Source organism: Shimia sp. FJ5, assembly GCF_032918335.1.
In the GTDB taxonomy this organism is placed as follows: domain Bacteria; phylum Pseudomonadota; class Alphaproteobacteria; order Rhodobacterales; family Rhodobacteraceae; genus Shimia; species Shimia aestuarii_A.
Genome location: NZ_JAWJUV010000004.1, coordinates 134,322 through 149,080 on the forward strand (window position 1 = coordinate 134,322; position 14,759 = coordinate 149,080).

Annotated in this window: 15 protein-coding genes; 13 read left to right on the forward strand and 2 right to left on the reverse strand. The window is 61.8% G+C overall.

The features are described 5' to 3' along the window. The first annotated feature begins 13 nt into the window (after positions 1 to 13). Genes wrbA through R1W01_RS13625 form a run of 4 tightly spaced genes read left to right on the forward strand, consistent with a single transcriptional unit; the run spans position 14 to position 2,341 of the window. Positions 14 to 637, forward strand: a complete 624-nt coding sequence (gene wrbA, locus R1W01_RS13610) for an NAD(P)H:quinone oxidoreductase (RefSeq protein ID WP_297755856.1) — start codon at positions 14 to 16, stop codon at positions 635 to 637. After that, positions 637 to 1,275 carry a DsbA family protein gene (locus tag R1W01_RS13615; RefSeq protein ID WP_297755858.1) on the forward strand — a complete coding sequence of 213 codons (639 nt, stop codon included), beginning with the start codon at positions 637 to 639 and terminating at the stop codon, positions 1,273 to 1,275. Before wrbA ends, R1W01_RS13615 begins: the two co-directional genes overlap by 1 nt. Positions 1,276 to 1,287: 12 nt before the next feature. After that, positions 1,288 to 1,431 (forward strand): hypothetical protein, encoded by a 144-nt coding sequence (locus R1W01_RS13620; protein WP_297755860.1) that lies wholly within the window; start codon positions 1,288 to 1,290, stop codon positions 1,429 to 1,431. Positions 1,432 to 1,453: 22 nt separating this feature from the next. Continuing rightward, complete coding sequence (locus R1W01_RS13625; RefSeq protein WP_297755862.1) at positions 1,454 to 2,341, forward strand: EamA family transporter; 888 nt, start codon at positions 1,454 to 1,456, stop codon at positions 2,339 to 2,341. 88 nt (positions 2,342 to 2,429) lie between these two features. Here the strand turns inward: R1W01_RS13625 and katG are convergent, their stop codons facing one another. Then, a complete protein-coding gene (katG, locus tag R1W01_RS13630; RefSeq protein WP_297755864.1) occupies positions 2,430 to 4,604 on the reverse strand; it encodes a catalase/peroxidase HPI in 2,175 nt (724 codons plus the stop codon). Positions 4,605 to 4,782: 178 nt separating this feature from the next. Here katG and R1W01_RS13635 point away from each other — a divergent pair, with 178 nt between their 5' ends. The 3 genes from R1W01_RS13635 (at position 4,783) to R1W01_RS13645 (ending at position 7,903) form a co-directional block, all read left to right on the forward strand. Then, positions 4,783 to 5,685, forward strand: coding sequence for a LysR substrate-binding domain-containing protein (locus tag R1W01_RS13635; protein WP_297755866.1), 903 nt, complete (start codon positions 4,783 to 4,785; stop codon positions 5,683 to 5,685). A 128-nt stretch (positions 5,686 to 5,813) separates the two neighbouring features. Next, on the forward strand, positions 5,814 to 6,746 hold the full coding sequence (locus R1W01_RS13640) for a lipid A-modifier LpxR family protein (RefSeq protein WP_317275283.1): 933 nt from the start codon (positions 5,814 to 5,816) through the stop codon (positions 6,744 to 6,746). Between the two features lie 95 nt (positions 6,747 to 6,841). Next, positions 6,842 to 7,903 carry a Hint domain-containing protein gene (locus R1W01_RS13645; RefSeq protein WP_243613991.1) on the forward strand — a complete coding sequence of 354 codons (1,062 nt, stop codon included), beginning with the start codon at positions 6,842 to 6,844 and terminating at the stop codon, positions 7,901 to 7,903. Positions 7,904 to 7,997: 94 nt separating this feature from the next. Here R1W01_RS13645 and R1W01_RS13650 read toward each other — a convergent pair whose 3' ends face one another. Continuing rightward, positions 7,998 to 8,708, reverse strand: a complete 711-nt coding sequence (locus R1W01_RS13650) for a GntR family transcriptional regulator (RefSeq protein WP_297755873.1) — start codon at positions 8,706 to 8,708, stop codon at positions 7,998 to 8,000. Positions 8,709 to 8,901: 193 nt separating this feature from the next. On the opposite strand from R1W01_RS13650, the gene R1W01_RS13655 reads away from it, so the two are divergent. From R1W01_RS13655 to R1W01_RS13680, 6 genes are all read left to right on the forward strand, one after another. After that, the gene (locus R1W01_RS13655) at positions 8,902 to 10,323 is read left to right on the forward strand and encodes an NCS1 family nucleobase:cation symporter-1 (protein WP_243613989.1); all 1,422 of its coding nucleotides are present in this window, start codon (positions 8,902 to 8,904) and stop codon (positions 10,321 to 10,323) included. Positions 10,324 to 10,533: 210 nt separating this feature from the next. Beyond that, positions 10,534 to 11,154 carry a 30S ribosomal protein S4 gene (gene rpsD / locus R1W01_RS13660; protein WP_243613988.1) on the forward strand — a complete coding sequence of 207 codons (621 nt, stop codon included), beginning with the start codon at positions 10,534 to 10,536 and terminating at the stop codon, positions 11,152 to 11,154. Between the two features lie 141 nt (positions 11,155 to 11,295). Continuing rightward, positions 11,296 to 11,820, forward strand: a complete 525-nt coding sequence (locus R1W01_RS13665) for a TIGR00645 family protein (RefSeq protein WP_297755876.1) — start codon at positions 11,296 to 11,298, stop codon at positions 11,818 to 11,820. A 151-nt stretch (positions 11,821 to 11,971) separates the two neighbouring features. After that, on the forward strand, positions 11,972 to 13,057 hold the full coding sequence (hisC, locus tag R1W01_RS13670; RefSeq protein ID WP_297755878.1) for a histidinol-phosphate transaminase: 1,086 nt from the start codon (positions 11,972 to 11,974) through the stop codon (positions 13,055 to 13,057). Next, complete coding sequence (locus R1W01_RS13675; RefSeq protein WP_297755880.1) at positions 13,054 to 13,980, forward strand: prephenate/arogenate dehydrogenase family protein; 927 nt, start codon at positions 13,054 to 13,056, stop codon at positions 13,978 to 13,980. The genes hisC and R1W01_RS13675 overlap by 4 nt, the downstream gene beginning before the upstream one ends. Then, positions 13,977 to 14,759, forward strand: a complete 783-nt coding sequence (locus R1W01_RS13680) for an extensin family protein (protein ID WP_243613984.1) — start codon at positions 13,977 to 13,979, stop codon at positions 14,757 to 14,759. Before R1W01_RS13675 ends, R1W01_RS13680 begins: the two co-directional genes overlap by 4 nt.

The following is a 14,759-nucleotide window of genomic DNA, read 5'->3' on the forward strand; positions in this document are numbered from 1 at the left end:
AATGAGGTTCAAAATGGCTCGTATTCTTGTTCTTTACTATTCCAGCTATGGCCATGTGCGTGCCATGGCCGAGGCCGAAGCCGAAGGCGCGCGTAGTGTGGACGGCACTCATGTCGATCTGCGCCGCGTGCCGGAGACTGTCCCTGAAGACATCCAGGCAAAGGCCGGGTTCGTCGCGGACGACACGCCCGTGGCCTCTGTGACCGACCTTGAAGCCTATGACGCGATCATCTTCGGCACACCGACCCTATTCGGGATGATGGCGGGGCAGATGAAATCCTTTCTCGATCAGGCCGGTGGCCTCTGGGCGCGCAATGCGCTCGTCGGAAAGGTCGCCGCGGTCTTTGCCTCGACCGGCTCGCAGCATGGCGGCCACGAGGCGACGCTTTTGTCGACGCAAATCCCGCTCCAGCATTTCGGAATGCTGATCGCCGGGATGCCCTACAGCTATGCCGGGCAAACCACGGCCGAGGAAATCGTCGGCGGCGCGCCTTACGGGGCGGGGACGATTGCCGGAGCCGATGGCTCGCGGCGCCCGACCGAGAAAGACCTCGATGGCGCCCGTTTCCAAGGGGCGCATGTGGCGCGGATCGCTGTGCGACTTGCCGGTGCTGATCTGCAAGAGGAGGCCGCGTGATGGCGTCTCTGACCGTTGATTTCTTCCATGATGTGGTGTGCTGCTGGTGCTTCAACATCTCCTCGCGGATGCGTCGTCTCGCGTCCGAGTTCGATCTCGACATCCGGCATAAGACCTTTGTGCTGCAAGCCAGCCGCACTGAGATGGCCTCGCGCTGGGGCACGCCAGAGCAGGCGCGCGAGACAATCCTTGGCCATTGGGCAGTGTGTCGGCAAGCCAGCGACCACCCCGAGCTTGTGAATATTGATGCTATGCGCAACGCACCATTCGATTACCCGCACGGGATGATCGCGGCGGTGGGTTGTAAGGCGGCCGAACGGATCGGCGGGCAAGCGGCGCATTGGGATATGTTCGACCATCTGCAAAAAGCGCATCTCTCTGAGGCGCGCAACATTGCCGATCCGAAAGTCGTATTGGATGCGGCGCGCGCGCTCGGCTTCGAGGCGGCTCCGTTCGAGGCAGCTTTCCTTGACCCAGGCACGGCCGAAGCGGTCGAAGTGGATCGTCAAAGCGCTCGCAGGCTTCAGGTCAGCGCCGTTCCGACGCTCATCATCCGCGAGACCGGTGCGCGGCTCGTCAATGGGCCGCGTGATGATCTTGCGGCACAGCTTCGCGCCGCTCTGCGGCTCGTAGCGTGAGGGGGCGGAGCCATGAAAGCATTCCTTGCCCGCCTGTTTCGCCGCACGCGCTTGCCCCGGCATGTGCGCTGCGATCTGCCGCCGCACCTGCGCCGTGACATGGGGCTTGATCCCTGTCCGCCGCGCCCCCGGCTTCGATTTCATACGCTTTGGTGATCCGCCAGAAAGGAGGTTTGCTATGACCCGTTCAACAGACATAGTCCTGACCGCACTCGCCCCGGCGATTTGGGGCAGCACCTATCTTGTCACGACCGAGGCGCTGCCCGCAGGCTATCCGATTACCTTGGCGGCCTTGCGGGCCTTGCCTGCGGGCCTGCTTCTGCTCGCGCTGACCCGTTGCTTGCCGCCGCGCGTGTGGCTGGGGCGGGTGTTCTTGCTCGGAAGTTTTAATTTCGCCCTGTTCTGGGTCTTGCTCTTCGTGGCGGCCTATCGCTTGCCGGGGGGCGTCGCGGCGACTCTTGGCGCGCTACAGGCTATGATCGTGTTGTTCATGGCGCGGGGTTGGCTCGGCACGCCGATCCGGGCCGGAGCCATGGCCGCCGCCGCGAGCGGCGTGGTGGGCGTTGCGCTTTTGCTCATCAGCCCCGAGGCGCAATTCGACCCGATCGGCATCGCCGCCGGGCTTGGCGGAGCCGCATCGATGGCGGCGGGCACCGTGCTAAGCCGGAAATGGCAACCCCCGGTGTCGGCGCTAAGCTTCACGGCATGGCAGTTGACGGCGGGAGGATTGATATTGTTGCCTGTCGCCTTGATCTTCGAGCCGCCGTTGCCACCGCTGAGCATGACCAACCTCGCGGGGCTTGCGTGGCTTGGCCTGATCGGAGCCGCGGCGACCTATGCGCTTTGGTTCCGAGGTGTGGCGCGGATCGAGCCGGGGGCTGTGTCGATGCTCGGCATGATGAGCCCGGTGACCGCGGTGGTGCTGGGCTGGGTCTGGCTTGGTCAGTCGCTTTCCTGGGTGCAACTATTGGGCGCGGTGATCGTGCTTGGCTCGGTCTGGGTCGGGCAGCGCGCCAATCGTCCGCGCCTGGACCCGATCCCGGCCGCCGCACTGAGCCGGGTGTAGACCGCGCTCTCAGCTAGAGCGGCGCCAAACAAAGAAAGCCCCCGCAACCGACCGGCTGCGGGGGCTCTTTGTGTCATGTGCCGCTCAATCAGGCGAGATCGTAACGATCCGCGTTCATGACCTTAGTCCATGCGGCGACAAAGTCCGTGACGAACTTCTCTTTGTTGTCGTCTTGGGCATAGACCTCGGCATAGGCGCGCAGGATCGAGTTCGAACCGAACACGAGGTCCACACGGGTTGCTGTCCACTTCACCGCGTCGCTTTTGCGGTCACGGATTTCGTAGGTGCCGCCCTCAACCGGGACCCATTTGTTGGCCATGTCGGTCAGGTTGACGAAGAAGTCCGTGGTGAGCGCACCAACGGTGTCGGTGAAGACGCCGTGCGCCGTGCCGCCGTGGTTGGTGCCGAGGACGCGCATGCCGCCGATCAGGCAGGTCATTTCCGGCGCGGTTAGACCCATGAGCTGTGTGCGGTCAAGCATGAGCTCTTCGGGGCTGACGACATAGTCCTTCTTGACCCAGTTGCGATAGCCATCGGCCAGCGGCTCGAGAACGTCGAAGGAGTCCGCGTCGGTCATCTCGTCGGTGGCATCGCCACGGCCCGGTGCGAAGGGCACGGCGACGTCGAAACCGGCGGCCTTGATCGCCTGCTCGAGACCGACATTGCCGGCAAGAACGATCACGTCGGCCACGCTTGCGCCGTGTTTCTCGGCAATCGGCTCGAGCGCCGCAAGCACCTTGGCAAGGCGCTTCGGCTCGTTGCCGTCCCAGTCCTTCTGCGGTGCGAGACGGATGCGGGCCCCGTTGGCACCGCCGCGGTAATCCGACTGGCGGAAGGTGCGGGCGCTGTCCCAGGCCGTTGCAATCATATCGGCGGCGTCGAGACCTGCGGCCGCAATATCGGCCTTCACGGCATCGACGTCATAGCCGGTGTTGCCTGCCGGAACCGGGTCTTGCCAGACCAGCTCTTCCTTGGGCGCATCGGGGCCGTGGTAGCGCACGTTCGGACCCATGTCGCGGTGGGTCAGCTTGAACCAAGCACGCGCGAACACATCGTCGAAATAGGCCGGATCCGCGATGAACTTCTCACAGATCTCGCGATAGATCGGATCGACCTTCATCGCCATGTCGGCATCGGTCATCATCGGCATCACGCGCTTGGACGAGTCGGTCGAGTCGACCGGCATGTCTTCTTCCTTGATGTCGATCGGACGCCACTGGTTCGCGCCTGCGGGCGACTTGGTCAGTTCCCAGTCATAGCCGAACAGCAGGTCGAAATAGCCCATATCCCACTTGGTCGGGTTGGTGGTCCATGCGCCTTCGATGCCCGAGGTCACGGCGTTGGTGGCCTTGCCGCCCATGTTCGGGTTGATCCAACCAAAGCCCTGGTTCTCGATTGCCGCCGCTTCGGGCTCTTCCCCAAGCAGGGCTGCGTCGCCGTTGCCGTGTGCCTTGCCGACAGTGTGGCCCCCGGCGGTCAGCGCCGCGGTTTCCTCGTCGTTCATCGCCATGCGGGCAAAGGTCTCGCGGACCTGTGCGCCGGTCTTGAGCGGGTCGGGGTTGCCGTTGACGCCTTCGGGGTTCACGTAGATGAGGCCCATCTGCACAGCCGCGAGCGGGTTTTCCATCGTGTCAGGCTTGCCAACATCGGAATACCGCTCGTCGGAGGGGGCGAGCCATTCTTTCTCGGCGCCCCAGTAGGTGTCTTTCTCCGGGTGCCAAATGTCTTCGCGACCAAAGGCAAAACCAAAGGTCTTGAGGCCCATGGATTCATAAGCCATCGTTCCTGCGAGCAGGATCAGGTCGGCCCAAGACACCGCGTTGCCGTATTTCTTCTTCAGCGGCCAGAGCAGGCGACGCGCTTTGTCGAGGTTGCCGTTATCAGGCCAGCTGTTGAGGGGGGCGAAACGGATGTTGCCCGCACCACCACCGCCGCGCCCGTCCGCAAGGCGATAAGAGCCTGCCGAGTGCCATGCGAGACGGATCATCAAGCCGCCATAGTGACCCCAGTCTGCCGGCCACCAGTCCTGGCTCTCGGTCATCAGGGCCTTCATGTCTTCTTTGAGGGCCTCGATATCGAGCGATTTGACCGCTTCCTGATAGTCAAAGTCTCCGCCCATCGGGTTCGACTTGCTGTCATGCTGGTGCAGGATGTCGAGGTTGAGGGCATTCGGCCACCATTCCATGACATCACCGCTGCTTGCGGTATTGCCGCCATGCATCACCGGGCATTTGCCTGCCATGCCTACGTCATTTCCGTCCATTTTCGCTCTCCCTAGATAGCTAACAAGGTTGTTCCTGTGCGGTGCGCGCCATGCCAAGGGCACAGCACGAATTAGGGGTTTTCTGCCGTGAATCACCCCCCCGCGTCGATGAGGACCATAACAAGGGTCAATCATTGTGAAAATTTGCATTTTGTAATCGAAGTGATATGAAATTCTTATGACCAATATTTCCATGAAACAGCTTCGTTACTTCGATGCGTTGGCCCGGCATAATCATTTCGGCCGGGCTGCCGAGGCTTGCGCGATCTCGCAGCCTGCGCTTTCCGTGCAGATCAAGGAGCTTGAAGAGGTCTTGGGCGCGTCGCTTGTTGAACGGGGGCCACGGCAGGTCCGACTGACAAGTCTTGGCGAGGAGTTTGCCGAGAGGGCCCATGCGATCCTGCGCTCGGTAGATGACCTTGGCGATTTGGCGCGCGCGTCGCGGGGGCGGATGTCGGGGCAGCTGCGCATCGGGTTTATCCCGACCGTGGCGCCTTATGTCTTGCCTGCGTTCGCGGCCGAGCTTGCCCTGCGCTTTCCCGATGTCGCCCTGCGTCCCCGCGAGGCGATCACCGAGAAGTTGCTTCAGGAATTGCGCGAAGGCCGGCTCGATGCGGCCATTGTCGCGCTGCCCGTCTCTGAGGCCACGCTCGAAGAAATGCCGCTTTTTGACGAGGAGTTCGTGCTTGTGCGGGGCAAAGACGAAATCGACGAGCCGGTGCCCGACCCCAAGACACTGCGTGAAATGCGGCTTCTGTTGCTTGAAGAAGGGCATTGTTTTCGCGATCAGGCACTCTCTTTCTGCAACCTGACCTCACCTTTGCCGCGTGATCTCATGGAGGGCAGTTCGCTCTCGACGCTGGTGCGTATGGTGGGGGCCGGGATCGGCGTGACGCTCATCCCCGAGATGGCAGTGCCTTTCGAGACCCGCACCGCGCCTGTCTCTGTGGCCCATCTGCCGAGCCCCCGCCCGACGCGGACCATTGGCCTGATTTGGCGCAAGACCAATCCGCTCGCAGATCAATTCCGCCTGCTCTCTGATATTCTACGCGAGACCGCAACACGGCAAATGTCGGAATGATGCCACCGTTTGGTCGGATAAATGCCGGTCTGGACATGCAAATTCGGCGCGAGTGGTCGTTGGGCACTGGTCGCCCAATGAAATAATTTGTACGAAGCCCGTGGGGGCAAAATTAACGGGGACGTGGAATGATTGGCCGAATAGCCGCCCTTTTCCTTTTGATGACAGCAACGGCAACCCAAACGATGGCGCAGGACGCGCCGTCAAAGGGGCGAAGCGCGCTTGGCTACGGGCTCTTGTTTGTGAATGACCTTCTCGGGGATGGCCGAGACCGTTGGCGCACCGGCTCTGTCATGAGCAGCCGTGTCTACGGCCCTGCATGGACCGGTGCATTGCCGGGGCGTGCGGGGGAGGTGCTTGAATTGCGGTTCCTCGGAGAAGTGATGGCGCCGGACAACCTGGTGACACCTGCCCCAGGGGACCGGCCCTTTGCGGGGTCTCTGTCGCTTGGGCTACATACCCATTTCGCGACCGCCCGTGGCACCGAGGTGAGCCTTGGCGGCGACGTGGTGGCCATCGGACCGCAGACCTCGCTCGACAACTTGCAGACCACGTTGCACGACGTGTTTGGCATGAATGCGGCCTCGGCGGCGACGCTCAATGCCCAGATCGGGGACAAGATCCGCCCCACGGCCACGCTTGAGATGGCGCGCGATGTGGCGCTTGCGGAACAGACACAATTCCGGCCTTTCATGGAGCTGCGCGGCGGCGTCGAAACCTATGCGCGGGTTGGCTTTGATGTGACCATCGGGCGCGCGGGGCAGGGCGAATTGCTGACCCGTGATCCGGTGACTGGTCATCGTATGCGCGTCGTGCGTCAGCACACGCCGGGCCTGTCGTGGATTGTCGGCGCCGATGTGGCCAAGGTTTGGGACAGTGTGTATCTCCCCGAAGATCGCGGCTATGCCCTGACGAATACCCGCACCCGTGCGCGGCTTGGCCTGCATTGGCAGGGCGAGAAAAGCATGGTGTTCTACGGCATGACATATCTTGGCGAAGAGTTCGTCGGACAAGGTAGCGGCCAGTTTGTCGGCGCGCTGCAGTTCAGTCTGAAATTTTGACGCAGCTGTCTCTATCTGGCCAAAAAAATCTTCCCTTCGCGAATCGCCTCTGGTAACCTTTTGCCATAAAAACAAAAAAGGCAGGTTATCAGGCAATGAAGACGGGCTTTCGTGGCACGTTCGTCATCTCCTGGTCGCAAACAACGATAGACGGTGTTGGGGCTGCACCGGTGCAGGCGCTCGAAACGGGCGCGGTATGGTCCTGGCATGGGGAGCCCGTCCGCGTGGACGGCCCGACCGAGCTATTGCGTCTGGACCAGGCGGAAGGTGAGGCGAACATCCGCAAACGTGCGGCGCGTATTGTACGCCGCCTTGTGGGCGCAGCAGTCGAGAATACTTCGAGACTTGAAGATATAGATGTGGAAGACCCGCTCCTCGAGGGCGGTTTTGTCGTGACCAATGGCGCGCAGAGCTACACTGTGACGGTGATCGAGGTTGAGGGGCGGCCGCCGCTCTTGATGTTCCTTGATGAACTGCCGCCGCGGGGGGCAGAGCTTTGGGTGGTGCATCATGCGTTGGACGCGCGTGATCCCAATCCGATGGGGCCAGCGACGGGGGGCGTGATCTGTTTCACGCCGGGCACCATGATCCAAACCCCGACGGGCGCCAGGCGGGTTGAAGACCTGCGCGAGGGCGACAGGGTCCAGACCAAGGACAATGGCGCCGAAGAGGTGTGTTGGATCGGCAGTCGCCGCATGTCCGGCGCGCGTTTGTTCGCGATGCCGCAACTGCGTCCGATCCGCATCCGCGCCGGAGCGCTTGGCATTGAACGGCCGGACATGGAACTGGTCGTGTCGCCAGAGCATCGCATGCTGGTGCAGGGCGGAGCGGCAAAAGCCCTGTTCAACACACCGGAAGTCCTTGTTTCTGCACGGGATTTGATCAATGGATCATCCGTCGCTATCGATAGCCAGATGCGCGAAGTGACCTATATTCACTTGCTTCTGCCGCGCCATCAGATCCTCTGGGCCAACGGTGTCGAAACCGAAAGCTACCACCCGGCCAATGCCGCGCTGTCGACGCTCGAGAAGAACGACCGCAAGCGTCTGTTGCAGATGCTGCCGGAGCTTGAGGACGACCTCAACAGCTACGGGCCTTACGCGCGGCGCAATCTGAGCCGGAGCGAAGCCGCGATACTCCAGCACGAAGCCGCCTGACCCGGGCAGCTTTGGGCCTCGTCGAAACCCCGCTCGTAAGGGCGGGGTTTTGTTCTTTGTGGGGGCAAAAACCGGGGTCTGTATCGCGTCGGTATCACGTCGGTATTGCGTCGGTGCGATCCGGACTGACCCCCCACCAACGCAGGGTATTCGCAAGATGAGCGCGTATCTCGACCTCTGCCTTCTCGGCGTCGCCCGCTTCGAGTGCGGCGATGATCGCGAGGTGTTCGTCCATCGCTGAGGCGATCCGCACCGGCAGGAAGGGGCGCGTGTTCTGGATGATGGCGATGCGGTTGCGGTTCTCGTCATAGAGCCGCCGCGCCAAGGTCGAGCCAAGCCCAAGGGACAGGGCATCGTGCAGCGACAGGTCCGTCGCGATGGCGCGCTGCGACAAGTCATCAGCCATGTTGCCCTCCGCCTCGTCTCGCAGGCGTTCATGTGCGTCGCGCAGCGCGGCGAGGGGGATATCGGCACGCCGCACGATGAGGCGCTTGGCGCCTTCCACGTCAAAGATGGCGCGCAGGTCTAGGCATTCGCGGGTCATGTCGGGGCCGGCATCCATCACTTGCACACCGCGTTTGGGCAGCACGGTGACAAGGCCGCTCGCCTCGGCGCGTTTGACGGCCTCGCGCACCGCCGCAAGCGGCAGGCCAAGCCGTTCAACCAACATCGGCATCGACAAAAAGGTGCCGCTTGGCAGCGTGCCGTCGCGGAATCGCGCGATCAGCGCCTCATGCGCCTCTTCGGTCATCAGGCGCGTTCCGGTCTTGCCCGGCGTGTTGGGTGTTGCGGCGTTGCCTGCCATGTCGCGATTTCCCCCCTTGCGTGCCAGATCTTTGTGCCCGGCGTCGATTATTCGGCATTCCGGAAAAGTTCTATAGGCTTTTCCTGATACCTCCTCTCTAAAATAGCAACTAACATGTTAGCTGCAATGCCTGAGTTCAGGCCAAGAACGGATCGGCCCATGGCGGGCCGTCTGACAACGAGGGGACACACAAATGCAATCGAACACCGTTCAACACGGCGCGGGGCAAGAGGCGGACGATACGCTTCACCCGGTGACGCCGGAAGAAAAGACATGGGGCTGGTTCGCGATCTTCAATGTCTGGGCCAATGATATCCAATCGCTCTTTGGCTATTCGCTCGTCGCGTCGCTTTTCATTTCCTATGGCGTCAGCGGCTGGACCGCCTTTGCGGCGCTGATCGTGGCGGGGCTATTCGTGATGTTCCTTGTGAACCTCTCCGGCGCGGCCGGGGAGCGGTATGGCATTCCCTATCCCGTTCTGGCACGCGCCAGCATGGGCACAGCAGGGGCCAAGCTTCCGGCGGTGTTGCGCGCGACGGTTGCCGTCTTCTGGTACGGGGTCCAGGTCTATTTCGCTTCCACGGCGCTGGCGCTCCTGATCCGCTCGGTCACAGGGATCAGCGGCGGCACCGAAGTCCTTGGGCTGACGGGTGTCGACTGGGTATCGTTCGTGATCGTCTGGGCCTTCCATATCTGGATTTTCTGGCGCGGTATGGAATGGGTCGAGACCTTCCTCAATATCGCTGGTCCCTTTGTCTATCTCGTGATGATCGGCCTTGTTGTTGTGCTTTGGATCAAGGCCGATGGGCAGCTTCTGTCACAGGCGCAGACAATCTTCGTCAATCCGGACGCCACATGGGGCACCGAGTTCAACGGCTTTATCGCGATTATCGGCACGATGGTGGCCTATTTTGCGGCGGTGATGATCAACTTCAGCGACTTCTCGCGTTATGCGCGGGACAAGCAGGCCATGACGCGCGGCAACCTTGCGGGGCTTCCGTTCAACATGATCCTGTTCTCGGCGCTGGCGCTTCTGACAACGGCGGGTGCGGCTGTCGTCTACGGCGAGGCGATCATCAACCCGACCGAGATCGTCGGACGCACCGATAGCGTGCTTCTGGCCGTGATTGCCGCGATTACCTTTTTCGCGGCGACCGTGGGGATCAACCTTGTGGCCAACTTCATCCCGGCGGTGAACGGTATTGCCAACCTCGCGCCGACGAAGATCAGTTTCCGCATGGCGGGGCTTATCACATCGGGCTTTGCACTGGTGATTGGTGGCCTCTGGACCGCGTTCATCAGCGAGTTTGGCATCGGCGGGTTCGTCAATACCCTTGGCGCGACGCTGGCGCCGCTCTATGGGATCATGATCGTGGACTACTACCTCTTGCGCAAACAAGAGCTGAATCGCGATGACCTCTACAACATGGAAGGCGGGGCCTATCACTATAGTGGTGGCTGGCATGGCAATGCGCTTCTGGCCTTTGCCATCGCGGCGGTGTTCTCGGTGGCGACGGTCTGGGTTCCGGTGCTGAGTCAGCTTGCAGGCTATGCCTGGGTCATCGGTGCGGCGCTTGGCGGGGCGATCTACTATCTGCGCTGCCGCGCGTCCTGAGGTCGAACACCTCTTGAACAAGGCGGCCCGTCCCGGCATTCGGGGCGGGCCGTTCGCATTTCTTGCCAACCTCGCTTGACTCCCCCGTCAAACCCTTTATACGCGCGGCTTCATTGGTGTTGGTGGCCCCCGCAAGGGGAACCCTGTCACGTCGGTCAAACCCGGCGAGAGGACAACGCCCTTCGAAAACCTGAACGAAGGAGATCAGCCGTGACCAAACGCACGACTGCCAAGTACAAAATCGACCGCCGGATGGGCGAAAACATCTGGGGTCGCGCAAAATCCCCGGTCAACCGCCGCGAATACGGCCCCGGCCAGCACGGCCAGCGCCGCAAGGGCAAGCTTTCGGACTTCGGTCTGCAGCTGCGCGCCAAGCAGAAGCTCAAGGGCTACTACGGCGACCTGACCGAAAAGCAATTCCGTCGCATCTTCGGCGAAGCCGAGCGTGTCAAAGGCGACACCGGTGAAAACCTCATCGGTCTGCTCGAGCGCCGCCTCGACGCCGTTGTCTACCGCGCCAAGTTCGTGCCGACCGTCTTTGCGGCGCGTCAGTTCGTGAACCACGGCCACGTGCTCGTGAACGGCAAGAAGGTCAACATCCCCTCCTACCGCGTGAAGGAAGGCGACGTGATCGAAGTTCGCGACAAGTCCAAGCAGATGGCAGCCGTTCTCGAAGCGACCCAGCTTCCCGAGCGCGACGTGCCGGACTATGTCGAAGCCGACCACTCCAAACTGACCGCAACCTTCGTGCGCACCCCGGGCCTCTCGGATGTGCCGTACCCGGTCATGATGGAACCGAACCTCGTGGTCGAATACTACGCGAACAACTAAGACTGTTCGCCACAGACCTGTTTTTGGAAAACCCGCTGCCGTGTGCAGCGGGTTTTTCTTTGCGCGGGTGCGGCATTCAGGCCATTGCCTATGCCCGTCCGAAATCCTATGCGCTTTGACGTCGGAACAAGGGCAGGGATCATGGGCAATTCAGTCGAACGTGGATTTGAGAAGACGTTGTTTGCGTCGCGTTGGCTCATGGCGCCGATGTATTTTGGCCTCGTGATCGCGCTGGCGATGCTGGTCTTTGTGTTTGGCCACGAGCTTTTGGCCTATCTGCCGCAAGCACCAAAGATGGGCGCGGACAAGGTGATCCTCGTGGTGTTGACGCTGATCGACCTGACGCTGGCGGGCAATCTGCTCTTGATCGTCCTGTTCTCGGGCTACGAGAGTTTTGTATCGCGTATGGACGTGGCCGAGGCGGATGAGCGGCTTGGCTGGATGGGGACGGTGGATTTCTCCGGCCTGAAAATGAAGCTCATCGCGTCGATCGTGGCGATCTCGGCCATTCACCTGCTGAAGCGGTTCATGGAGATCGGCAAGGGCGGCAAGGATTTTGCCAGTGAAGAACTTCTCTGGATGGTGGCGATCCACATGGTCTTTGTCCTGTCGGGGGTTCTGATGGCGGCGATGGATTGGATGACGGCACAGGCGAAGAAGAAATAGCGCCGAAAGCGTTTCGACTTAGGCGTGAGGCACGAAGACAAGCCACAAAGGCGTGGCCGCAATCACGCACATATCTCAAAGTCGCGATTAGAACCTTTCCAACCTCTCATGGCACGGCTAAGAAACGGGTCGAAGAGTGGAGGGCACGCATATGTCACGTATTGAGCCGAAGCCGGGGATCATGGATATCGATCTCTATGTCGGTGGCACGTCCAAGATCGAGGGCGTGAGCGACGTGGTGAAACTGTCGTCGAACGAGAACCCGTTCGGCTGTTCTGACGCTGTGAAAAAGGCGTTTAGCAAGGCAGGGCATGGGCTGCATCGGTATCCGTCGACGGACCATGCCGAGCTGCGCGCGGCGATTGCCGATGTGCATGCGCTCGACGCTGAACGGATCATCTGTGGTGTGGGGTCAGACGAGGTCTTGCAGTTCGTGACGCAGGCCTATGCGGGCGTCGGCGACGAGGTGATCTATACTGAGCACGGGTTTTCGATGTATCCGATCCTCGCCAAGATGGTCGGCGCGACCGGTGTCGTGGTGCCTGAACGGGACCGCAGGGTTGATGTGGATGCGATCCTCAAGGCCTGCACCAAGAAAACCAAGATCGTCTTTATCGCCAACCCCGGCAACCCGACTGGCACCATGCTTGGCCCGAAGGAGGTTGCGCGGCTGGCCGATGGCCTTCCTGAAGGGGCGATCCTTGTGCATGACGGAGCCTATACCGAGTACGTTGGTGGGGCCGATGGCGGCGCGGCGCTTGTCGATGCGCGCCAGAACGTTCTCATGACGCGCACCTTCTCGAAGATCTATGGCCTTGGTGGGCTTCGGATCGGCTGGGGGTATGGGACGAAAGAGATCATCGACGTGCTCAACCGTGTGCGTCAGCCGTTCAACCTCTCGACGGTGCAACTCGAGGTCGCAGAGGCGGCGGTTCGGGATCAGGCCTGGGTGCAGAAATGCCGCGATGACAACACGCGTCTGCGGGCTTGGCTCTCCGATGCGCTGGCCGATAGTGGCGTTGCTTCTGACGAGTCCTGTGCAAACTTTATCCTGGCCCGTTTCGACAGCCAGGAAGAGGCCGAGACCTGTGATGACTACCTCAAGACCCAAGGCCTGATCGTGCGCAGGGTGGCGGGCTATGGCCTGCCCAACTGCCTACGGATCACCGTCGGGGACGAACCCTCTTGTCGGCGTGTCGCGCATGCAATTGGCCAGTTCAAGGCAGGCGCCACATGAGCGCCCCGGTCTATGAACGTGTCGCCCTGATCGGGCTTGGCCTGATCGCGTCGTCGATGTTCTGGGCGATCAAGCGTGGCGGGCTAGCGGGCGAGGTCACGGGCTATGCACGTTCAGAGGCCACACGCGACACCGCGCGCCGGATCGGTCTTTGTGACCGGGTCTGCGATAGCGCGGCGGAGGCGGCGGAAGGGGCCGATCTCGTGGTGCTTTGTGTGCCGGTTGGGGCGATGGGCTCTGTCGCGGAAGAGATCGCGGCGGTCCTGAAGCCGGGCGCGACAGTCTCGGACGTGGGATCGGTGAAACGCTCGGTGATCAATGCGGTCGCGCCGCACCTGCCTGACACCGTACATTTCGTCCCGGCCCACCCGCTTGCAGGGACCGAACATTCCGGCCCGGAATCGGGCTTTGCCGAACTTTACGACAACCGTTGGTGCATCCTTGTGCCCGCGGATGAGACGACAGACCCCGAGGCGGTCGCCCGGCTGCGCGCCCTGTGGGAAGGCATGGGCGCCAATGTCGACGAGATGGACGCCGATCACCATGATCTTGTCCTTGCCGTGACCAGCCATGCACCACACCTCATCGCCTATACGATGGTTGGCGTTGCGGATCACTTGCGCCGGGTGACGGAAAGCGAAGTCATCAAGTATTCCGCCGCCGGTTTCCGGGATTTTACCCGGATTGCCGCCTCGGACCCGACCATGTGGCGTGACGTGTTCCTCAACAACAAGGAAGCGACGCTCGATATCCTCGGCCGCTTCACCGAAGAGCTTTTCGTGCTGCAACGGGCCATTCGCATGGGCGATGGCGATCACTTGCATGAGTATTTCTCTCGCACCCGTGCGATCCGGCGCGGTATCATCGAGGCGGGACAAGATACGGAAGCGCCAGATTTCGGACGCGCCGCGAAGAAGCCATGACGGGCCGGGCGGGGGGTATCGCGCTCGTGCTGGCGCTCTTGATCGCCGAGGTGGCGGTCGCGCAGGCTCCGAACCGCTCGCCCCGCCCGGTGCTTCGCGAAGACACCTATCCCATTGCCCTGCCAAGCCACGCGCCGCGCCAGTCGCTACGTCCGGTGTTGCGCACGCATAATGTGGCGCGCAATGCCGCCGTGTCTGTCCGCCCTGCCGTTGTCCGGCCCACCCCCAAGGGAGCGGTGCCGCAAAGCGCGGTCGGCAAGGTGTGTCGCGATCGTGATCTGCAGGGGATCGTCGTTGGCCATGTGCCGGGCAAGATCTCGGGTTGTGGCATCGCCAAAGACGCGGTCAAGATCTACTCGGTCTCGGGCATCGCCTTTAGCCAACCCGCCGTGATGCGATGCGACACGGCGCGGGCGATCAAGTCCTGGCTCGAGGGCGGCATGGCACGATCTGTCGGGCGCTATGGCGGGGGCGTGGAAAAGGTCAAGGTCGCCGCCGGGTATTCCTGCCGCACGCGCAACCATAAGAAAGGCGCGAAGATCTCCGAGCACGGCAAAGGCAATGCGATTGATTTCTCGGCCTTCTACCTTGCCAATGGCGATGAGATCTCGGTGCTGCGCGATTGGGGCAAGGGCAAGAAGGGGCGCATCCTGAGGGATATGCACCGCAGTGCCTGCGGCCCCTTTGGCACCGTTCTTGGACCGGAGTCAGACCGTTATCACAAGGACCATTTCCATTTCGACATCGCCCGCTATCGCAGCGGGCCATATTGCCGCTAG